This is a genomic window from Ruegeria sp. CG4 (assembly GCF_056537185.1).
Window position 1 is genome coordinate 1 of record NZ_JBQFRB010000016.1, and the last position, 21,054, is coordinate 21,054.

The following is a 21,054-nucleotide window of genomic DNA, read 5'->3' on the forward strand; positions in this document are numbered from 1 at the left end:
GAAGCAGACATTCACAGTCACGCTTTTCAGTTTTGCACTAAGCCATTCACTACGACATGCGCGACGTTCAGAAAATCATGTTGTCTTTTCCAAGCAGCGTAATTTGCGCTACCAATAGACATGAATGGAGACCGCAGACTTTCCGCAGTACTCTCGGCCGATGTAGTAAACTACTCAGGCCAGATTAAGGCAGATGAAAATAGGACTCTCAGCGAACTTCGTGTTCTACGTCGAGAGTTATTTGATCCTTTGGTTAGCGATCATCGAGGTAATGTCGTTAAGAGGATGGGTGATGGATGGATAGTCGAGTTTAACTCGGTATCTGATGCAGTACGATGCGCCCTTGATCTTCAAAGCCAGGTGTCAACTCAGTCCTCATTGAAACTACGAGTGGGTGTGCATCTTGGAGATGTCGTATTCGACGACGATGACATTTTCGGCGATGGCATCAATCTGTCTGCACGTCTACAAGAGGCTTCCAACGAAGGGGCTGTGTTAATTTCAGATGTCGTCCATCGCAGCCTTGACGAGCGCCTCGCTGAGCAATTTTATCGCGCTGGAGAGCGACAGTTTAAGAACGCGCCGTCACCAATAGAAGTTTTCCAATGGTCGCCGCCAGGTTCTGCCCCACCGCGAGTAACTCCGGCTAGCCATACAAAGTCTCTGCTAATCGGCGTCTTACCTTTCGATAATCTTTCTTCTGACCCCGATCAGGAGTTTTTTGCAGATGGAATTACCGAAGAGATCATCACCACTTTATCAAAACTCCCGAATTTACTGGTCGTCGCGCGTAACTCTACATTCGTCTACAAAGGTCGCTCCGTTGACGTGAAACAGGTCGGTCTGGAGCAGGGTGTCGATCTTGTTCTTGAGGGAAGTGTCCGTCAAAGCGGTAACCGGGTGAGGATCACAGCACAGCTAATCGATGCAAAGTCCGGCATGCATATTTGGGCAGACCGCTATGATCGCCTCATTGAAGATGTATTCGAAGTTCAGGATGAAATCGCACTTAGGATTGCAACCGAGCTTCAAGTCGAACTGTTGGCGGGAGAAATGGCTCGTTTCAGAGGATCCGGCACAAATAACCTAGGCGCGTGGACTGCTCAACTAAAGGCCGTTGAGGCTTCGCGCAGAATTACCAGGGAAGCTCAGGCCGACGCTCGCCGATTTGCACAACAGGCAATTGCACTCGACCCGGGTTACTCGGCTCCGTATTGTACTTTGGGATTCATTTGCACTGTCGAAGCACGACATGGATTTGTTGCTGACCGGCGTGCCGCGCTAACGGAGGCTCGTGACTGCGCTCAGCGGGCTCTGGAAATAGACAGCTACAACCCAGAGGCTCACGCTATTGCGGGTTTTGCGGATGCAATCGATGGCAAGCTGGTTTCGGCTATCGAGAAGTTCAACGAGGCACTAGCGCTGAATCCAAACCACGCTGACGTGGCTGCCAGACTGTCAATCACCCTAGCTTTCAATGGACAGGCAAATGAAGCGATCCAAGTCGCACAACAAGCCATTACCCTGAACCCTCACTATCCAGGTTGGTACGCAGGCGTTCTGGGTTTAGCCCTTCGACTCGACGGTCAATACGAGGAAGCCAAGAAAGCATTCACCGAATATGGTCAAAGGGTTGAAGGCTTTGGTCACCTCGACCTCGTAATCGTCCATGTAGAGACGGAGAACCTTGAGGCCGCTCGCGATGAAGCACGGAATGTGATGAAATACCGCCCTCAGTTTTCCATATCGGACTGGGCGAATACTCAACTTTTCTCTGACAGAAAAAGGCTGGAGAAAGACTGTGCGTCTTTGCGACTAGCCGGTTTGCCTGAATAGAAGCAGGGTTTCGCTGTAGCAGGATGGTTTGTGATGGAAACCAATCTCACACGTTTCCGATTTGGGTTCGTGATGGCCTTGCGCTTCTAGGCGCCTTGGCGGTAGGCCGCAGCCCAAACCGGATACTCACAAATGGGCCTAGCAATTTCCCAGCTGCGGAGGAAAGCTGCCCTTCGCGGTTAAACAAACCAAGTTGATAGTTTTGGCCGATTATCCGTAGGAACTTGAAGCTTAATTTATTTGATCACGCGGGCTTTATCAGTGTTTCCAGATATTCTCGAGTGTCGGCATCCCACGAGCTGGGGTCCTCTCCATGGGCGACCACCGCGTGCAGTTCCATGAGCTTCCAGACTTCGTCCTTGGTCGCTGCAACCACTTTGCCTGGGCAGGCCTCCATGCCCTCGCAATCATTGCAGGCATATGAATAAACAGTGTTCATCGCTTTCTTCTCCGTTCGCTCGAAAAGTTGCTTAAAACTCAGGAAACGTCGGCAGCCCGTCGTCGAGTTTTATCCATGGCTGCTGATGTGACACGAAGATGTGGGCCTTGGGTTGCGCAATCGATGGGTCGTCCAACGTTACAGCAGAAAACCAAGCGTCAGCGCTCCAGTCTTGGCCCTCAACTTCATTTAGGGCGGCATAGGTCAACGTCGTTCCACAGTCCCGACAAAACCCGCGGCGAATACCCGAAGTTTTCTCAATGTGTTGGATTTCGCCTTTGATAACGGCGAAGTCTTCGGCGGCTACCTTAGCCCAAGTTGCAAAGGCGCCACCAAGGGCCATTTGGCATGAACGACAATGGCAATGCCCCGACCAGACAGGTGGTGTCGCGATCTGGTATCGAACAGCACCACAGTAACATCCACCTTGAATTTTTTTCATCGTATCAAGCTCTCATGACGTACGGCTAGGTTTACATCGATAATGAGGCATCTGCTCTAATATCTCATGATTTTAGAACAGATTTCACTGTGAATAATGTCAAGAATGCCGATATCATGCGACTCAAATAGTCTAACAAAGCTTTAGAAAAACTACAGTATGGATTGGTTGCACCTTCCCCCGATGAACGCTTTGCGCGCTTTCTCAGCAGTTGCGGAAGCAGGGAGTTACACCGTGGCGGCTGAACGCTTGAACGTTACCCAAGCGGCTGTCAGCCAGCAGGTGAAATCGTTGGAAAGACATTTGGGTGTAGCTCTCGTTGCTAAACGTGGGCGCAGCATTGAGCTGACCGAGCCAGGCATCATGCTTGCACGTGAACTGGGTATCGGCTTTGAAATTATCGGAAGGGGTGTCGAACGACTGGCAGAACACACAGCGCAGCGCCCCGTTCAAGTGACAATGTCACCCGCATTCGCGGTGGAGTGGCTATTGCCGAGAATGGCAGAGTTTCAACGTGAACATCCAGAGATCACTTTGATGCTGAACCCAACTTCGGAACTGGTTCAGATAGGACCAGGTGGTATCGATGTCGCCATTCGGTATCACGACAGACGCATGCCGAGAAAAGAAGAGGATACTGTCCTTGTTTCCGACATGGTCGTGATCGGGGCACCTTCACTGGTGGGAGGCCAAGATCTGCGTGACCCGGCCTCTTTAACGAAGCTGCCCTGGTTGCAGGAACTGGGCACCAACGAGGCGGCTGACTGGTTCACCTATCACGGGGTTATTCCTGCCGAACCATTGACCATAAATCACATGCCGGGGAACCTGATCATGACTGCGGTTCGCCGGGGTGACGGTATCACGTATACCGCCAGAGCTTTTTTCGAGGACGATCTATCATCTGGTCGGATGACTGAATTGTTCTCTGAGCCTCTCTTCGGCGTCTATTACATCCAGACGCAGGCAGAATTTCAGCGCCCCGAGGCTAAGGTTTTCGTCAATTGGCTAAAATCTCAGTCGCAAGTCGTATCGAGACACAACTCTGCAAGCTGAGAAGCTTCTATTGACCCCTGCGTGTTGGCTCAACACCGTTGGTTTCGCCTTTTTTAAGGCTGCTTTGTAGAGGAGCCCGCTGCGATCAGAGCCGCCATCCCTCCATCGATGAACTGCACGTTTTGAAAACCCATCGCAGTCAATACATTTGCCGCTGCCGCGCCTCGATAGCTCGGAGCTCCGCCACAAGTGGTGAAAATTCGCCTTCCACGATCCTGTAACTCTTGAGATCTGTATTCACTTTCAAGGTCTGCCATCCAAGCGACGGCGCGACCAGGAGCCGGAATTGCTCTCGGGCTGATACCTGTGGCCGCCATTTCAGCGCTATCCCTTACGTCCACCACAAGTGCGTTGGGGTCTTCGATCAGTACTGCCAGCGCGTCAGTTGCTGAAATTGGATTTGCTTTGGATATTTCCTGAGTTTCCATTTGTGCGAATGTTAAGACCATGTTGCCCCCCGACTGCAAATCCTACGCGATGCTACCATGCGGCTGATTTACCGCAAAACGGCATCCAAGCGATGATTGCCGGTCTTGTGGTCGCCCAGACGGTTGCCATCAACGAAGTTAAACAAGTCCCGATCAACGGCAGAAGCGGGCCTCGCAATTGCCCCAGCCATTGCTGTTGATCCGAGATTACTCGGCGGCCAACGCCTTCTGCCTGCAATAACACGACGCCTTTATCGGCACCTCGGCGCGGGCAGCGGCCTTGTCCAGTTGTAGCTTAATGTGGGCGGCTTCGACCGTTTCACCGCGCCGGGCGAGACATTCGTGCAAGCCATGCAGGCTCCAGACGTTGCCCGGATGCTGACAGGCCCGGCTAAGCGTTGCATCCAGGCCAAGGTCTGCACGGTAAACAGCTTCGGCTTCCTCCATCTGGCCCTGTTCAAGAAGAAGAGCACCCAGCGCATGACGGGTGGGTTGCATCCAGCCCCAGGGCTCGTCGTATGGCAAGTTGTCGTCGATCTCGACTGACTTTCGCAGGTGGTCAAAGGCCGTTTCTTGCTCTCCTGTGTGATAGGCCAACTCACCCAGCATCATTTGCTCAGCGACCTTCAGAATGTCCCGGCATGTGTTGTTGAACAGCATTCGGGTCTCAGGAACTCTGGCTAGAGCATCATAGAACTTGGCTTTTTCACTCTCGGCTTCAGCGACCCTGTGTAGGTTGGCCAAGGCAACCGTCCTTGCATACCGCATCATGGCGATAGTGACGCTGTAGAGCTCCGCATCTTCAGGTAAATCCTGATCAAGGATAGCCTGCCAGCGTCCAAACCTGATCAATACATGTTGTTTCATAGGAATGAACGCCTCGAACCAATCAGCCATTGGCCGAAGTGTCTCTGAAGGTAAAGTTTCGACAAGCTCATCAGCAGCTTCCAGTGCCGCCGTTGGCTGCCCCAAAAACATCGCTCCGTAGATTTTGAAGTGGTAGTTATGACACCTGTAAACGGAATAGAAGTTGTCAGGGCCTTCGCGTTCCAGGAACTTTCGATCTGACAAGATGGCTTTGTGATTACGCAACACAACGTTCATGTAATCTCCACACAAGACGTCAATATGGGTGGGCATGTGAAGCAAGTGCCCGGCTTCAGGCACCAACGTGCTGAGCACATCACCATGGCGAAGGGCTCGCTCAGGATTTGGCGACATTTCCATCAGGTGAATGTACATGTGCAGGAGCCCTGCGTGTTCCCATGCTCCGGGGAGTGTATCAAATGCAGTTTCGAGGACTGCTATGGCTTCAAGTGTATCGGCCCCTTCGGCGGGCTTTCCGGTCGGCAAATCCCAAAGCTGCCAAGGTGTGCGGTTCATGAGCGACTCGGCCAGAATCGCAGACACGTCCAGGTCCTGATCGAATTCGGAGTGAACCTTTCGCATCGCATCAGCGAAGGCATCATTCCAGGGGCTGAAATCCTCAATATCCGATGAGGATGGATAACGCGCTGGAATGGCTTCGATGAGCGCGCGTTCAACAGGCGTCAGTTTGTCCTTTAATGACGCAGCAGCCTCGATTGACGCTTTTGCCAAGGCGATACAGTCAGGCTTCTCGTCTTCTTCGAATGTTTCCCAGGGCTTGTTGTAGTTCGGCCCAATGCAATACGCGATGCCCCAGTGCGCCATTGCGCAATTTGGATCCGCAGCCACGGCATTCTGAAAGCATACAATCGCTTCTTCGTGGTTGTACGCGTAAGTCCAAGCCAAACCACGATCAAACCAAAGCTGGGCTTCGTCCGACGAGGTTGTGATCCTTCGGCTGTAGCTACCTAGATCATAGTATTCCATCACAATAACCCCCTAATTAAAGGTAGGAGATTACCACAATGGGCTGTTTCTCGATACTAGCGACATCAAAGCCGATCCAAGGCATAGACCCATCTTATTTGAACTCCATTTGATCGAAGCACTCTTCTTGGCGACTGATCAACTTGTTGGCCGCGTGAGTGACGCGTCGTCCAATCCCTCCACAGTAGCCCACCGACAAGACCACAAACACCGCTCGCACAATCCTAAGACGGGCTTTTGAGAAAGCTGATGTTAGCAGTCAGATTGGTCTTTTCCGCCAACCAACACTTTTGGGGCCTAGTAACGTCGTGCGACAGCTTCTGTTCTAACTGGCGTTGAAAACGTGTAATTTGCGCACATTGCGGGCGTCAAAAATGCGGGCACCCTATCCTTCTAGCGTGGCAACTGCATGGTCGTGAGAGGTATGCGGTCGATGCATGTTGAGAATGCGTCGAGCTTCATTCGATTGTCCCGAAATTGCCAGCGCATGCGCCAATGAAAACTCAATAATGTCGCGTTGCGCCCGGCTGCCGCCAAGGCGTTCGTGCTCAGACATGACACTTACGAATTTCTCAATCGCTTCATCCGCATTTCCATCCGCAAGCGCGCGGAATGCGCCTGCGACTGAGGCAACGGTGGGGCCTGCGGGTCCCTTTGCGCCGTCAATGGTTGTTTCCAGACGCTCTCTGTTTCCAGCCATCGCATGCGCAAGAGCCGCGTGAACATCCGCAAAAGCCAAACCGGGTGAAGGAAAGAACTGAACAGCATAGTCGCTGAGTTGTTGCCAACGCTCCTGAGGAATTTGCTCGCCAGCCAAAAAGGCGCGGTGAACAATTGCCACACTATCAGTCAGAACGTTCAGTGGTGGCGCAGGAGGTCGGTCGGGGGAAACATAATCATCGAACAGCTTCCACATACCTGCCACATCGCCGCTCTCAAGCGCCCACAGAGCGACGTGCCAGCTGAGATGACAGTGCAAATACGCTGTGAAGGGATAGTCTTGCCAGAATTCGCGCAGATAAGCGTAGCCAGCGTCCGTCTCCCCGTTCTCATAGTAGAGATGGGCCCTGACATGTGCACTGTGTGCGCTGTCTGGCTTCAACTCAAGCGCGCGCTCGATGTTTTCCGCGGCCGGGCCGATCTGTCCGGCCTCCATCTGGGCAAATGCATGCTGGCAGAGAAACCACCAGTCGTCGCCATAGTGTGGCTTCAACAGGGTTGTGTACGCAAGCTGCTCCGCCTCGCGTCCAGCCTGACCTGAAAACCCAATTAAGCCAAATACGCTGGTACATGTCTGAGCAAGCAAAATATCTCGCGGATGGTCTGTGACGTGATCTCGGATGCGCCTGTAGGCCTGCGGTGCACGCCCCTCAATGAGATCGCTGATAATGTCGATCTGGGCGGCTTCGCGCGGGCTGACGCCATGCGACAGTTCCTTTGCGACGACTATTTCACGCTTTGCATCTTGTCCACGCCCGACAGTAACAAGGTAGCGTGCAAGGCCAACATAAGGCATAGCAAAACTATCATCTGCCCGCATTGCAGAACGGTAGGCTTCTTCAACATCATCAAAAGCACCCAGAAAACGGTCGATGCCTTCAACGTAGGCGTCTCGCGCAGTTTGTGATGTGGTCGTTAGCGGGCTTCCATACCGATCTTCAAGCATCCAAACCTTCCACTATCTGTACCAATCCTGTCCGTCAGTGAGCTTTATGAGCATGCCTAGCCATATACGAGTCAAAGGAAATCGACGTTACGAGGCGCCATGACTTCAGCATCCGTTTCTTTCAGAAGTCTCACGAAATCATCGAAATACCGTTCAAACCAAAGTTGCTTCATCAAATCTCGATTTTCCAAAATTGGACTCCGAAAGCAATTTTGGGGATTATTCCATACGGCTCGACCCGCGTCCGGTTAGAGGAGAACGTAGGTATGACAACCCCAACTCGCCCGCTCATTGATACGGCTTGGTTGGCAGATAACCTGACTGACCCGAAACTACGCATCATTGATGTTCGCTGGAAGTTTAGGGAGGAAAACGGCAAGGGCGTAGCCTATGACGATAGGAGCGAGTTCCAGGCCGAGCACATTCCTGGCGCCGTGTATGTTGGCATGTCGACGGAGCTTGCAGACAGCACTCAGAACACTCCCGACATGATGCTCGGCCCAGAGGACTTCGGGGAAAGGATGCGCGAGTTGGGTGTTTCCGACGACAGTCATGTCGTGGTCTACGACGACTCCGGGCTTCCATTGGCGTCTGCGCGTCTTTGGTGGGCACTTTCGCACTATGGCCATAAAAACGTGCAGGTCTTGGACGGCGGCTTGCAGCAATGGAAACTCGAAGGTCGACCCACTGAAACTGGCGATCTAACCGTTGAGCATGGTGACTTTGAACCAACAGTGCAGAGCAATTGGATTGCCCGCAAAGCTGATGTCTTGGATGCGATGGGTAAGCCCGGAGTCAGAATTGTGGACTTTCTACCAAACAACCTCTTCCGAGGCGACGGAGTTCACACATGGGGAGGTCGCTCGGGACATATTCCCAGTGCCGTCAACATACCGGCGATATCGAACATCGATCCGGATTTGGCACACATACCCATTGCCGAACGTGCAGCCAAACTAAAGGAACGTGGTTCATTCAAGTTGGCGGATCATTCCAAGCTCCTCAAGCACTATCAGGACAAGGGAATTCAAACTGACGATGAGGTCATCGCCTATTGCGGCCGTGGCATAGCTGCTTCTTGTGGGCTCCTTGCGTTGCGCCAAATGGGGTTCGAAAAGTCCCGCCTGTACGATGGTTCATGGGCTGAGTGGAGCGCCGATGAGAGCCTTCCGGTTGAAACCTCGTGAGATTACGATTTTGGGTCACTTTGGGTGGTCCAATTATTGACGCGTTGCTAGGAGGATATTTTGATGACGGACAATTTCCGGCTGACCAAAGAGGCTGCGCAGAAGTACAATAACCATAGTGTGCCTGCGATGTTCGGCCCATTGGCTGAAGCAACAATGCAGAAGGTTCAGCTTCGAAGCGGCACTTGTGTTATCGACATCGCATGCGGCACCGGGGCTTTGACGCGAGAGATTGCAAGGAAACTGACGGGCAAAGGCCGGGTTGTTGGCGTAGATCTGAACGAAACTATGATTGAAGTCGCGCAGTCCAATCAGCCGGATTGTCGTCATGTGCTCGAGTGGTATGCAGCAGATGTAACCGAGTTACCTTTCGAAGATGCTACGTTTGACTATGCCTTCATACAACAGGGGCTTCAGTTCTTCCCCGACAAATCCGCCGCTTTGCAGGAAGTTCATAGGATCTTACGCAATGACGGTCAGCTATTTTTGACATGTTGGCGCGCAGTGTCGCCCTTCAATGGAGCGCTTGCAAAAGCTCTCGAACGGCATGTTGGAACAGATGCCGCAGTAAAAGCCAGAGCGCCTTTTTCGTTTCGAGATGGGGACCTCATTTCTAAGTTGTTGGTCGATGCAGGCTTCAAGATAGCTCGTCACGAGCCATTGGTACTAGAGCGAAGATTTATTGACCTTCGTGCGCAAATCATGGCGCTGCCAATCGAAACTGATCTTAGGGATGCAGGTGCTGACGTCACCAACAAGGTCGTGGAAGAGGTTGCAGACGCTTTGTCTAGATATGACAAAAAAGGCGTATTGCACGTACCGCAAGAAGCGCACCTTTTTGTCGCCGCGGTATAGGTCAACGACCACTGGCTCAGTTCTCCAATACGATCTTTGCCATGGCCGAAAGATAATGCGGCATTAGTGGCGGCCGAGCCTGGCTCCGCGTTGACGGTTGAGTCTGCATCAAACTATACTTTTGCCATGGCTAGCGGAAAATACATCGACGATTTGTCGGTTGGCGAAACCTTCGAAACCGGAGGCGTTACGCTGACCGAGGGAGCGATTATTGACTTCGCACTGGTTCATGACCCGCAGCCCTTCCACGTTAACAAAGTGGCTGCCGCAGAGTCGATGTTCGGCGGTCTCATCGCCAGTGGATTTCAAACAATAGCGCTTACTTTCAGGTTGTTCCGCGACACTGGTGTACTTACCGGCACCAATCTGGGTGGACATGGTATGGACGAGGTACGGTGGCTGGCTCCGGTGTATTCCGGTGACACGATCAGCGTGCGCGTCACGGTTGAGGCAATTACACCGTCACGTTCAAAGCCAGACCGGGGAACGGTCAAATTCCGATACCAGACATTTAACCAGAACGATGTTGAAGTTCTTAACCTGGTCATGCACCACGTGATGGCATGTCGGAGTTAAGGCGGTTTGCAGCGACTGGGGCGCGGCGATCAATTTGATCTCCCCTTGTCATCTTCAAGAGTATCCTTGGGCTCGCCACATAAGGCTTCTATTGCTGCGGTCGTGGCGTACATGCAAACTAGTTTGTTCGCGTGTTCTCAATCCTTTTTGCATAAATAACTACTTGTAGATTGCCGCATAGCGAGGTGCGAAGAACTTAACGAAGGCTCTAACCTCTGGCCGACGATAGGCTTCCGGCGAAATGAGCATTAGGTGCGGCACCGCAAGTTCAGGGATTTCGTCGAAACATCGGATGAAAGACATGTCTGTTTCCACCAGCTTGACATTGCTGATCCCAAGGCCTTGCCCTGACCTGATCGCCGCATGCATTAGCTCCAGTTCAGTGAAAGACATGACAATCTGGTCCGGCTCCACGTGATTGGTCAACCATTCGTGGAATACATTTGGCACATCGTCCCGCTGAAAGGTAACAAACTGATGCCCGGCCAGATCATTCGTTGACCCCGGTAAGCCAAATTTGTCCGCGTAGTTTCTGCTGCCGAACAAAGACCAGCGGGCCGTGCTGATCTTACGACAGATCAGGTCAGGATCGGGATCGGTTCTTGCAAGGCGCAAAGCAATGTCGGCCTCGCCCGCCATCAGGTCCAGCGCCCGAACGCTGGACAAAAACTCGAATGCGACATCCTGATTGACGGCGGAAAACTCGTTTACGATTTCGATCATGCGTGCGGAGAAATTTGCCGAATAAGCGGTGATACGGATGGGTTGTGTCGACGTCAATTCTTTCGCGCAATCGACAAATTCAAGGACTGAAGTCTCGATTGCTTCGGCGAGGGGAACGAGGCGAAGGGCTTCTGGGGTCGGTTTGAACCCGTGCGTACCGCGCTCAAAAAGCGTCAAGCCTGTTTCTCTTTCGAGAACATCAATGCGTCGGGCAACCGTTGGTTGGGAGACCTTTAGCTTTCTGGAGGCCGCAAGCGTCGACCCTTCTCTGAAGACAGAGAGGAACACACGAATATCCGACCAATTTCGGAACCCGTTCTTCATTTTTGTAGAACAGCACAATTTTGTGCCGGATACCAGAAAAACAGGTGAACAGTTACTGTTGTTGCGACAGCACAAGTAACTCGGAAAGGACCATGAGATGGCTTCCCATACAATGTCACCCAGCATCTGGACCGTATTTGGTGGACTGTTCGGTTGGACCAAAAGAGCCTTCCCCGAAACCCGGAAACCGCGGCTTACGGACAATGATCTTCACTCGGAACGCGACTATATAAATGAGGTGATCTGGAATAATCCGGACGCGTTTTCGAGTGAGCTGGACGTTCAGAACATGATGAGTCTGTATCCAGAAAGGTTCTGAAAACACTTGGTGACAATCGGCCGAACAGGGCGATTAGATCACGCCAAATACAGCTGCAAGCTGGAAGTGACAGCCACGCACCTGTGTTGTCGCCATTGAGTAAGTACCAATACGAGACCTTCTGTCATCACGCCTATCGCTGCGGTCGTTCGAACGTCTGATCAATGCCTGCACGTCTGGCACTTCCTTGGGACTTCACCGACGACAATTAAGTATGGACAAAGGATTTGCAGCACCTGTTGGGGCGCCTGTGACACCAATGGGGGTCTCTTGAACCGCGACTTTCATGAAGCCCGCGAAAGAACCTAGGCCGATTTACTTAGCTCAATCACCCCTTTTTGCGCACCACGACGACAAATTGGGTCATCGAAAAGAAGAAGCGTCCAGTCCTTGCAAGGCTGAGCTGCTCATCAAACCACGATTGCGCAACTGCGGGATCAACAACTGCTTGTAGGTGCGCTCATAACGCTGCATTCCCAAAATTGATTTCATTGAAGAAAATCTTGAAAGATTGCCCATAACTCTGCGCGGTATTTGCGCATAGCTATGCACAATTTTCCCTTAAGTTTACATGCTACAGAGAACCCATCGAACAAACCAGCTCCTATGGCTTATCTGCAATTCTCAAATGCAGCTTACTCCCAATCGCCAGCAGACGAGCGCCACGTTTTAGCATCCGCATCCCAAACACTGGCGGTGACGCAAGGCGTTGGGTTTATTCCGTCGCAATTGGATCCATGAATATCCGCAACAACAACGCGTTGACGCCCAAAATCAACAACCGTCCAGCCCTGGTTGAGCAAGGATTGAACCTCCTCTTCAATCAAGAAGTGCGACATGCATCCGCCAGTTCCGCAGTAAAGAGATGCGGCGCTCGAACACGCAAAACCAGACTCATTCAAAACCCAGTCGCGTTGTAGATCTCCGTCGAGATCGACCCTTTCAACCGCGCCCCAATCTAAGTCAAAGTGACCGTTGTTGAACTCCGTGCAGGCTCGTGCCGCCAGATCAACCTTCGCCTGCAAACCGGGCGGAAGTTGCGATACATCAGCCGCGACAGCTGGTGAGGTCCAAACAATGCCCGAAGCAAGCATAACCCCGGCGACCAAACATTTCATCTGACGCGCTATTTGGGAAGCTGGTTGGAAGGAGGTATCAATTGCACTGATCATACCTGTAGTCCCCATATTCCAGCCAGTTTGCCGAGCCTTCGTTAAAAATCAGAAATTCGGACCTGTCTTCCCCAAGAAGGGCGACGATAAATCCGGCCGGTGGCTCAGAGTTTCCGAAGTAGCTGTAGGCTGTCATGGCTCTGATCGACTCGCCGTTGACCGTTACTCTCGCGTCCCACTCCTCCTCTGGATTGTCCAAAATTACGGGTTCGATCACGCGCTCTATCGCCCCGCCACCACAATAGACGATGCCTTCGGGCGCTTCGTAGGAGGCCCCCTGGTTAATATCTGACTCGCAGGCGGAACGAAGGGACCGAATTGCCGCGCTGGAACCCTTCAAGTCAAAGATTCCGTAGCTGACATCTTGATCAATCATCGACAGATTAACCGATGCATTGGCCGCAAGCTGGGCCAGTACAAAACCATAGTCCTCTTGACTATTGAAACTGACCTCGACCGGATAGTTGTCGACGATCTGGACGGCAGCGTTTTCTGCGCCAACCTGAAATGCCCCAACTTCGGTGGTGCCGTTCTTCAAAAATCGAATGGAGAGCCCCTGCTTTTCCACAATGTCCTGGCTGTCCTCATATCCAGCCGGAGCGAAGCGGATACGGTTACACTGAAGTTCCAGGGTCATGTTTCCGGTCTGAATAAACGCATTGGGATTAGGCCCGGAGTTGAACGACCACTCCGCTGATGCTGTGGTCGCTCCTGCCATCAGTAGCATTCCAATGGAAATCGATTTGAAACTCATTTTCTCTCTCCATGGTGTTGTGGTTCGTACTGTCATTCAGCCAGAGTTTCCGGCCCGTTACTCGGGCAACCAGATCAGGAAACAGGTGCGCCGTATTCGTTTGCGCCTTCTTGGGAAGGTCGCGTCAGCCACCAGATCATCAGGATGGACAGAACCAATTGAAGAATTGAGACAACAACAATGCCGGTCACGCCCAGGACGGCCGCAGGTCCTCGCAATGCATCGGGGTTTTCGGTCCCTTGCTCCAATACCGAGAAGAACGCCACCCCACCCAGCATAACAAAAAGAGTTACAATGCTGAGCGCCATCGGCAGTAGCAAGTACCAGCCAGGTCGTCCTGTATCGTGCAGCCTCCGCCAACCGGCGGCCAGCATAGGTATGAGAACGGCCAGTTGGAAAACAGAGGACAAAACCCGTGATCCCTGCCCCGTTTCAGGGTTGGTCCCGAATAGGATCGTATCCAGCACAGCTAAAGCCGCACTCACGAGAACCACAAACAAGAAGAACCACCAGTATTCTGAGCGTATAGCCCGACCGGAAAACTGGAAGTATTTCGAGAAACACGTTTTAACGGCTTCACCAAATCCCATTTTTCAATCCCTTCATTGTTTCTGTGCGGCCTCAAATCGCTTCGCCACTCAGGGGAACACACTCGCAGCTCCCACTTACTTTTTTGTTTGAACGCAGAGGCCTATCGTACGAGAGCGTAGAGAAATTTACGCGCAGAAAAAACATTGATTTATGAGAAATTAGATTCAAACATGCGAATTCGACACAACTTTATTTTACCTCCGTTGTTGTCGTTGCTGCTCGCTGTGCCGAGCCCTTCCGACTGCTGGAGTGAGTGCTGGCGGTCGGAAGGCACTTTACATTGATTGAGCGCTGGGAGGACGCGATGCTCAGACTTAACGTACTCGCCCTCTTTCCAGAGTTTGCTCTAGCATTTGCCAGTGACGTCATTCGGCCTTCACACGTTATTGTCGGCCCCGATAGTCAACGAAATATCGTCCCGCCGACCAAGCCCCCCGCGGCAAGTTTTGGGTAAGATGGTCACAGGATCGAGGTATGTTCTATTGGCTGCACAGACGCGAGAGCTTCAAACAAGCGCATCCAATTTCAATAATTTCATGGGAACAAGAGGGAGAAGAAAATGTCCAACAAGATGGTGATGATTGCAGGCGCGACATGTTTCGCACTGCTTGCGGCCTGCGACGAGACGAGTACATCCAGTGCGTCCGCCGAACTCACGCCGGCTCAGCAGGCGTGTTTGCGAGATGTAGCCAACACGACGAACAATTCGCAAGTCGTGGTGCTCTCATCTGCGTTTAGCGAGGCGGGAACACAGGTCACAGTCGGCGTTGGCGAGGATCGTGCTCCTTGGAATTGCATTGCTTACAGTGATGGCGCGACAGCTGGTATCGAGTTCCTGGGCGACGAAGGCGCATTGTGACCTGTCTGCTGCGTAGCTGAAAACGGCTGCGCAGCACTGGCTTGATCTGCTGAGGCTCGACTTGGTTTGTAGAACCACCATCATCGTATTCGCGGTCCTGTACCTGTTGGCGTTGGTTGCATTCTTGACAGGCACATTTGGCTGGTTGGGACAGGAACGAGACCCTTTGTCCGGAGTGTACCTACTGCCGTTGGGACTACCTTGGATACTTGTAGCGGACTTAATTTCGGAGTCCGCCAAGCCGTGGTTTGCAGCGATTGCTCCGATGCTCAACATTTTGGCGCTGGTTTTCATTTGCAGATGGGCTCGCAGTTTACACCAGAAATGAAGGTGGAGCTCTGTCTCACCAAAAGGGAGGAAAACATGGGAAAAGTGATCTTGGGAATTGTGATCGGGCTCGTCCTCGGCGTCGTTGGGGCGATGACCTTGGGTGGTGGGGCCGCGATGGGTGTCGGCGTTGCGACAGGCTTGTCCGCCGGTGTCTGCACCACATTGAAAGGAGCACAAGCTGAGAACCTTATCACCGCCGAGCAAGCGGATCAGATCCTCAACCGCGTAAATTCCGAAATGGCGTCACTGCAAGGAATTGAAACGACGGGCGAGATCGTCGGCAGCGCACAGGCATGCGATGAATTTCTGTCAAAGTTACGAGAAGCGAAGTGAGGTTCCGCTTTGTAAGGAACAAATCTCTAAGGACAAGCCAACAGGGAACCATCTGATGAAACTCGTTTTATTCAAACTCCTCACACCCATGTTCGCAATCGCGGGCGCAGCTGCCTTTGCAATGTCAGAAGCCGACGACGCGTGTATCGACCATTTGCGGCAGGTTGGTGGACCAGACGGTCAGTCCGGTACGATTGAAAGCTCAGAGTTCTCAGAAGCGGGCACGCTCGTCATGCTGCGAGATGCAGGTGGAACATTTTGGCGCTGCATCGCGTACAAGGATGGAAGCATCGGCGAGATGTCGGTTGTCGAAGCGATGGATGATGGCGGTGGAGCCATGGCAGGCGCCGCCGGGTCTACTGGTAGCCAACGTGTCAAATTTGATTCTGGTTCCACTGGCGCAGAACTTGTTGGTGAACTCGCGCCCGGAGCGTCGCAGCAATACGTTCTGGGTGCCAAAAACGAACAGTTCCTCTACGTTCGCGTTGCTCCGCGAAATGGCTCCTTGGACTACGTTATTCGCAACCCCGATGGTTCTGAACTGTTGGGATTGATGTCGGCGGACAAGGAGTATCGAGGACAGCTTTGGCAATCTGGTGATCATGTTGTGGAGGTCATCAATCGCAGCAACTCTTCCGTCGGCTACAACGTAATTTTCGGAATTGAATAGGTGATCAATCAGAGACCCTGGAACGCAAGTCCAAAAAGCGAAGGAAAAACAGATGAAACCCAAGGTCCTATTGGTGATCGGCACAGCGTGTATTTCTGCGCTTGCAGCATGCGACGACAGTGGTGGATCAGTGGATGCAAGTGCACCAACTGTGGGCAGCTCTAGCGATCTTTCGTCATTTGAAGGGGCAAAAGCGGGCCAAGCTGAAATGGGCATCCAGAGTCTCGGATTTGAACTCGTCCGCAGCGAAGGGCTGACCTCGTACTGGTTTAACAAGGATACTGTTGCTTGTGCTCGGATCACGACGTCTGAGGGAAGGTACTCAGATGTAACTATGCTGCCATCAGGTGACTGCTGACACATTTTTCATCAATCAAATATCTGCAATAGGGAGCTTTAGTTTGCATTTCGACTTGGCACATGCGGCGGTTACCATCGTCGCTCTAATTGTAACAAACCTGGCATTGAAATCGGCCGGCGTGATAAACGAAGAAAACAAACACCAATTGAACTGGAAAGTTTTTCTGGCCTACTTCGTGGTCGTCTTTATCATCAATCTGGTGTGGCCGATTTAAAGCTTCACGTCGGAAAGTCTATCGCGCACTTGATAAGGCTGCTGAGATTGAGCCGCTCCAATAGATTTCCAAGTGGGAAGAGTGTGAGCATAACAGGCTGAAAAATAGAAAGGAGCTGGCATGCGGTTTTTGACGTCCCTCATATTCATTGGTGTTCTCGCAACCGCTGCGAATTCTGACGTAACCAGTCGAAATGGCGGTCCAAGCAACAGTCAAATGCTCTCAAAAGGTAGCGACGGAGGCGTTGACGGCGTTGCTTTCTTTCGCCCAGTTTTAAGCGGAGTATTGTATCGCTCTGGTTTCAAAGGTGGCGATAAGGATCGAACGGGCCTGAGTGAAGGTCAACGCGAAACTCTGTGCGGTGAAGGGTTTTCAACCGGGTTTTATGCCGACTTTGGCAAAAACACTGAATACGGTCGCACCAGTTGTGGAAACGGATCCTTTGACTATCAGAGCGCCAGATCCTCCCGTCCCAGTGCCGTCATGGCGTCCATACATGAGGTGATTGAAAACCCAAGAAAGGGTCCTGTTCTGGTGCACTGCATGTGGGGCGTTCATTCCTCGGGAGCATTGTCGGCAATGGCGCTCGTTCAGTTTTGCGGTTGGACGGAAGAAAGGGCCAAGGATTATTGGAATGAGGCCCGTAACGGTGCCCCATGTTCAGGCGGGTGTGACCAGTGGATTGACTCAAAGTTCTCCAAATTCAGTGTCGACCCCAATTTGACGATCTCTACCGAACAACAGGCAGCGATTTGCCCCAAATGATATCGGGAGGAGTATCCAAATGAGGTTCAATCTTCTGGGGTCACTGGCTTTCATTGCACCCACTGCCTTGTGGGCGAGCGACGATGTCCTCGGTGAAGCCACGACATTTGAGAGTCCCAACGGCGTTACGGAACGCTGCATTCGGATCGAAAAAGTTCCAACGGGCGCGTATCAAAAAAGCGATCTTGAGGAAGAGACAGCCTATTGCGAGATCGATTTCTATGCCTCCGAAATTGCTATTTGCCCGAAAACCTGGAGCACCAGCCCAGGAATGGCCGTCTACGATATTTCGGAAGGACCCTACACGGGGAACCGTTCTGAGTTCGAGAGAAACGCTTGCAAAGAGGGGAAGGCGGCGAAAGATCTGGCCAAGGACAGGGTGGCCAAATTCAAATCCACCATGAACCAAAAGGGCACCAGTGGAACCTTTTCCACCTCGTCGCTGCTTTACTATCATTTCTCCAGATATTTCGACACGACTGTAAAAATTCCAGTCGCCGTTTGGCGTAGCATGGACACCCAGGCGCATTTTTCCGAGGTCGCCGAGCCTGGCCTTGCGATTTCTGGTGGCTCTCATGGCGGACGCATGAACCATGAAGGCTGGCGGGTCTTCGCAGCTGCGGATGCTGACCCAGCCTCATACCAGCCAACCGACGATTTATTCACTTCGGATCGAACGCAAATATACGGTGTACTGCTTGATAGTCCTGGGCATAGATACGGCTCGGAAATCAACGGCACACGCAAATCTGGATGGGGGAAAGGTCAGAACCGCGATTTTCAGGAAACCCCCGCTTTCTTAGCTTTGCGTTCTTCGAAACCCATGCCAGAGGCCATTGCAGAGGGCGTTGAAGAAGGCCGTAAAGACCGGATGATCAACAAGGATCTCGGTCCCGATGTCAGTGACCAACAGATGACCTTTTGGATGCAAGAGCTTACCGAGATTGTTCTCCTTGATTTTATCTTTAGCCAGCAGGACCGCGTGGGAAACATAGACTTCACACCCTATTGGTATTGGGTCGAAGACGGAAAACTGAAGCATAAGAAAGCCAAGCACCATGAACCAAACGATGGAGACGTTCCCGCCGACGCGTTATTGATCCGTCGCAGCAATCTAAACGACAACGATGCTGGTGGGCGTGTCGAGTATGCCAACTTCGCGAAATCTACTCAAATGCTGGAGAAAATTCGCCACTTCTCTCCAAGCACATATCGACGCCTGGTTGCATTGAATAGTGACCTTCAAACCCAAGGCCCGATCCATGACTGGCTATCGCAAAGCTTTGGTTTGTCAGACAGTCAGATTGCACAAGTTGTCAAAAATACTGCGCTGGCAACGTCCATCCTCCAGAGCAATTGTTCAAATGGCGATTTGATGTTCGACTTGGATCCTGTCGCATTCTTTTTGAGAAACGACACCGAGGTAGGGGCCTTGGACTGTAATGACCCGTAGGTGTTCTGCTCTTATTGCGGTGTTCATTTGGACCGCTCTGCTCGCCTGCAAAGCGGCGGCATTGGATGTTATCGTCATATCGGATCTGAACGGAAGCTATGGTTCGGTAAGATACGATGCCCGCGTCGACAAAGCGATTAAGCGGATAGTCGAGATTGATCCAGATCTGGTTATTTCGACCGGAGATATGGTTGCGGGACAGCGCATTCCCAACGTGTCCGACAAACAGGTCAGGGATATGTGGAAGGCGTTTCACGAGGCCGTATCAGATCCTTTAGAGGCTGCCGGCATTCCATTTGCGGTCACGCCAGGAAACCATGATGCCTCTGCGTACCGTGGGTTCGAGCGTGAAAGAAAAATATACGCAGAGGAATGGATACCACGAAAACCAGACGTCGATTTTCTGGTTTCGGATGACTACCCGTTCTTCTACGCTTTTGAGATGCAGGGCGTAACGTTTGCGTCTTTGGACGCTACGACCTTGGGACCTCTATCCGGCGACCAGCAGGACAGACTTGAGGAACTGGGGGCAAATGGAGACCCGATTGTCACTTTCAGTCACCTCCCACTCTGGCCCTTCGCGATTCAGCGCGAACGCGAAATCATCGGTGACCCAACACTTGAAAAAATCTACCTGGAAAGCGGTGTCGTACTGCATTTGTCAGGGCACCATCATGCCTTCTATCCAGGTTGGAAAGACGGCGTGGCTTACGTCTCTCAAGCTTGTTTGGGAGGTGGCCCGCGACGGCTTATCGGCTCAAAAGCCAGATCACCTCACAGCTTCACTCATGTTACGTTCCAGCCAAACGGAGAATTTGGGATAGCAGTATATCGTGGACCCGATTTCGAAAGGTCGGTAAACTTCAAGTCGCTACCGAAAGAGATCAGATCCCCGAATGCGGTATTAAAGCGCTTAGACCTTGTGAAATGATTAGAGGTTGAGTTTCAACTCAACTTTTTCAGGGACCAGATCGTTTATCATCTCTTCGATCCGAGCTTCCGACAATCCACCCGAAGTGATGAAAAGCAAAGAAACGCGAGATTTTCCAGGAACGTGGTGTTTTCGGACCAACTTCCAGCCAGCGTCTGCGGCCATGGCTTCAATGTCCCCGCTGACTTTCAATGAGTGCTCTTCGTTTGAAGCCTTGAGCGAAATTTCCACGCCCTTGTTTCGCCCACCGAGCCAAATGAAACACCAACATACAACCGCCACCAGTGTGGCCATCAAGGGCAAGCCCAGCCCTACCGCCAGCCCAAGCACGGTGACTATAATCATTTCCACCGTGTCGACCGGGTCATCCATATTTGATCGGAACCTTAACAGAGCTCCTATTCCAAAAATCACGAACCCGATCATCGATCCGTGCTGTACGACCAGAAACCCAACCGCCATGCCGACAAGCGCATAAAGGAAGAACAGTCGCGGCATGACGATATCGCTGACACTTCTACGGGCTTTACGTCTCACCGGATGATAGACGATCAAGCCAGCCAGAATGATCGTAACGATCACATCGAGAGTAAAGAAATACAGTTCCTGTTTGCCACGAAACTGCGTCCACCGGCGTTCGATAACGATTTCCGACCCCGAAGCCCCGGCCAGCATCGTCGCAGGGTCGACTTGTGACACCGCAGCACCTGGCAACAGCAGCATCAACAACACGGTCACAAATGTGAGGGTCGTATTCAACTTGTCTTCCTTCCTGCTCACGCCAAAGGCTTACGCTTCACCAAAGGCACATCGTGCCCTATTCAATTCAATCGCAACAGGCGGGATCAGGTAAAGAGATTACCGTGCATTCTTCGGACATCGCGTCCGGACTGTGATACGAACGCTGATACAAGGA

The 21,054-nt window shown here is 52.1% G+C and carries 24 protein-coding genes; 13 read left to right on the plus strand and 11 right to left on the minus strand.

The annotated features are described in order from the left end of the window. Positions 1–120: 120 nt before the first annotated feature. Positions 121–1,836, plus strand: a complete 1,716-nt coding sequence (locus ACR0J2_RS23475; RefSeq protein WP_480814059.1) for an adenylate/guanylate cyclase domain-containing protein — start codon at positions 121–123, stop codon at positions 1,834–1,836. 244 nt (positions 1,837–2,080) lie between these two features. On the opposite strand, the gene ACR0J2_RS23480 is transcribed toward ACR0J2_RS23475, so the two are convergent. Continuing rightward, the gene (locus ACR0J2_RS23480) at positions 2,081–2,275 is read right to left on the minus strand and encodes a DUF1059 domain-containing protein (RefSeq protein WP_058282241.1); all 195 of its coding nucleotides are present in this window, start codon (positions 2,273–2,275) and stop codon (positions 2,081–2,083) included. A gap of 31 nt (positions 2,276–2,306) precedes the next feature. Then, the gene (locus tag ACR0J2_RS23485; RefSeq protein WP_082643648.1) at positions 2,307–2,717 is read right to left on the minus strand and encodes a GFA family protein; all 411 of its coding nucleotides are present in this window, start codon (positions 2,715–2,717) and stop codon (positions 2,307–2,309) included. A 183-nt stretch (positions 2,718–2,900) separates the two neighbouring features. On the opposite strand from ACR0J2_RS23485, the gene ACR0J2_RS23490 reads away from it, so the two are divergent. Continuing rightward, a complete protein-coding gene (locus ACR0J2_RS23490; RefSeq protein WP_058282239.1) occupies positions 2,901–3,773 on the plus strand; it encodes a LysR family transcriptional regulator in 873 nt (290 codons plus the stop codon). 53 nt (positions 3,774–3,826) lie between these two features. On the opposite strand, the gene ACR0J2_RS23495 is transcribed toward ACR0J2_RS23490, so the two are convergent. From ACR0J2_RS23495 to ACR0J2_RS23505, 3 genes are all read right to left on the minus strand, one after another. Beyond that, positions 3,827–4,201 (minus strand): rhodanese-like domain-containing protein, encoded by a 375-nt coding sequence (locus ACR0J2_RS23495; RefSeq protein WP_170352233.1) that lies wholly within the window; start codon positions 4,199–4,201, stop codon positions 3,827–3,829. 207 nt (positions 4,202–4,408) lie between these two features. Then, positions 4,409–6,055, minus strand: a complete 1,647-nt coding sequence (locus ACR0J2_RS23500; protein ID WP_058282237.1) for a hypothetical protein — start codon at positions 6,053–6,055, stop codon at positions 4,409–4,411. Positions 6,056–6,440: 385 nt separating this feature from the next. Beyond that, positions 6,441–7,721 carry a tetratricopeptide repeat protein gene (locus tag ACR0J2_RS23505; protein WP_480814060.1) on the minus strand — a complete coding sequence of 427 codons (1,281 nt, stop codon included), beginning with the start codon at positions 7,719–7,721 and terminating at the stop codon, positions 6,441–6,443. Positions 7,722–7,987: 266 nt separating this feature from the next. Here ACR0J2_RS23505 and ACR0J2_RS23510 point away from each other — a divergent pair, with 266 nt between their 5' ends. The 3 genes from ACR0J2_RS23510 to ACR0J2_RS23520 all read left to right on the plus strand — a co-directional run bounded on the left by ACR0J2_RS23510 (position 7,988) and on the right by ACR0J2_RS23520 (position 10,339). Further along, positions 7,988–8,908: a sulfurtransferase gene (locus tag ACR0J2_RS23510; RefSeq protein WP_480814061.1), complete on the plus strand. Its 921-nt coding sequence runs from the start codon at positions 7,988–7,990 to the stop codon at positions 8,906–8,908. 63 nt (positions 8,909–8,971) lie between these two features. Continuing rightward, positions 8,972–9,763: a methyltransferase domain-containing protein gene (locus ACR0J2_RS23515; protein WP_170666545.1), complete on the plus strand. Its 792-nt coding sequence runs from the start codon at positions 8,972–8,974 to the stop codon at positions 9,761–9,763. 66 nt (positions 9,764–9,829) lie between these two features. Beyond that, positions 9,830–10,339: a MaoC family dehydratase gene (locus ACR0J2_RS23520; protein ID WP_480814062.1), complete on the plus strand. Its 510-nt coding sequence runs from the start codon at positions 9,830–9,832 to the stop codon at positions 10,337–10,339. Positions 10,340–10,498: 159 nt separating this feature from the next. On the opposite strand, the gene ACR0J2_RS23525 is transcribed toward ACR0J2_RS23520, so the two are convergent. From ACR0J2_RS23525 to ACR0J2_RS23545, 5 genes are all read right to left on the minus strand, one after another. Beyond that, a complete protein-coding gene (locus ACR0J2_RS23525; protein ID WP_082643646.1) occupies positions 10,499–11,512 on the minus strand; it encodes a LysR family transcriptional regulator in 1,014 nt (337 codons plus the stop codon). A 556-nt stretch (positions 11,513–12,068) separates the two neighbouring features. After that, positions 12,069–12,224, minus strand: a complete 156-nt coding sequence (locus ACR0J2_RS23530) for a hypothetical protein (protein ID WP_480814063.1) — start codon at positions 12,222–12,224, stop codon at positions 12,069–12,071. 116 nt (positions 12,225–12,340) lie between these two features. Then, positions 12,341–12,877, minus strand: a complete 537-nt coding sequence (locus tag ACR0J2_RS23535) for a hypothetical protein (protein WP_480814064.1) — start codon at positions 12,875–12,877, stop codon at positions 12,341–12,343. Continuing rightward, the gene (locus ACR0J2_RS23540; RefSeq protein ID WP_480814065.1) at positions 12,861–13,631 is read right to left on the minus strand and encodes a hypothetical protein; all 771 of its coding nucleotides are present in this window, start codon (positions 13,629–13,631) and stop codon (positions 12,861–12,863) included. Before ACR0J2_RS23540 ends, ACR0J2_RS23535 begins: the two co-directional genes overlap by 17 nt. Positions 13,632–13,705: 74 nt before the next feature. Continuing rightward, the gene (locus tag ACR0J2_RS23545; protein ID WP_117870863.1) at positions 13,706–14,221 is read right to left on the minus strand and encodes a DUF805 domain-containing protein; all 516 of its coding nucleotides are present in this window, start codon (positions 14,219–14,221) and stop codon (positions 13,706–13,708) included. 560 nt (positions 14,222–14,781) lie between these two features. Here ACR0J2_RS23545 and ACR0J2_RS23550 point away from each other — a divergent pair. The 8 genes from ACR0J2_RS23550 to ACR0J2_RS23585 all read left to right on the plus strand — a co-directional run bounded on the left by ACR0J2_RS23550 (position 14,782) and on the right by ACR0J2_RS23585 (position 20,138). Further along, positions 14,782–15,081 (plus strand): hypothetical protein, encoded by a 300-nt coding sequence (locus ACR0J2_RS23550; RefSeq protein WP_170520114.1) that lies wholly within the window; start codon positions 14,782–14,784, stop codon positions 15,079–15,081. A 201-nt stretch (positions 15,082–15,282) separates the two neighbouring features. Next, positions 15,283–15,744, plus strand: coding sequence for a hypothetical protein (locus tag ACR0J2_RS23555; protein WP_480814066.1), 462 nt, complete (start codon positions 15,283–15,285; stop codon positions 15,742–15,744). Between the two features lie 55 nt (positions 15,745–15,799). After that, positions 15,800–16,414, plus strand: coding sequence for a hypothetical protein (locus ACR0J2_RS23560; RefSeq protein ID WP_480814067.1), 615 nt, complete (start codon positions 15,800–15,802; stop codon positions 16,412–16,414). Between the two features lie 52 nt (positions 16,415–16,466). After that, positions 16,467–16,772 (plus strand): hypothetical protein, encoded by a 306-nt coding sequence (locus ACR0J2_RS23565; RefSeq protein WP_480814068.1) that lies wholly within the window; start codon positions 16,467–16,469, stop codon positions 16,770–16,772. Next, positions 16,762–16,989, plus strand: coding sequence for a hypothetical protein (locus ACR0J2_RS23570; protein WP_170709943.1), 228 nt, complete (start codon positions 16,762–16,764; stop codon positions 16,987–16,989). The genes ACR0J2_RS23565 and ACR0J2_RS23570 overlap by 11 nt, the downstream gene beginning before the upstream one ends. 120 nt (positions 16,990–17,109) lie before the next feature. Then, positions 17,110–17,754 (plus strand): protein-tyrosine phosphatase family protein, encoded by a 645-nt coding sequence (locus tag ACR0J2_RS23575; protein WP_480814069.1) that lies wholly within the window; start codon positions 17,110–17,112, stop codon positions 17,752–17,754. 19 nt (positions 17,755–17,773) lie between these two features. Then, entirely contained in the window at positions 17,774–19,207 is a 1,434-nt protein-coding gene (locus ACR0J2_RS23580; RefSeq protein WP_480814070.1) for a hypothetical protein, read from the plus strand. Further along, entirely contained in the window at positions 19,197–20,138 is a 942-nt protein-coding gene (locus tag ACR0J2_RS23585) for a metallophosphoesterase family protein (RefSeq protein WP_171676889.1), read from the plus strand. The genes ACR0J2_RS23580 and ACR0J2_RS23585 overlap by 11 nt, the downstream gene beginning before the upstream one ends. Here the strand turns inward: ACR0J2_RS23585 and ACR0J2_RS23590 are convergent, their stop codons facing one another. Next, complete coding sequence (locus ACR0J2_RS23590) at positions 20,139–20,897, minus strand: DUF4956 domain-containing protein (RefSeq protein ID WP_170428316.1); 759 nt, start codon at positions 20,895–20,897, stop codon at positions 20,139–20,141. Positions 20,898–21,054 lie beyond the last annotated feature (157 nt).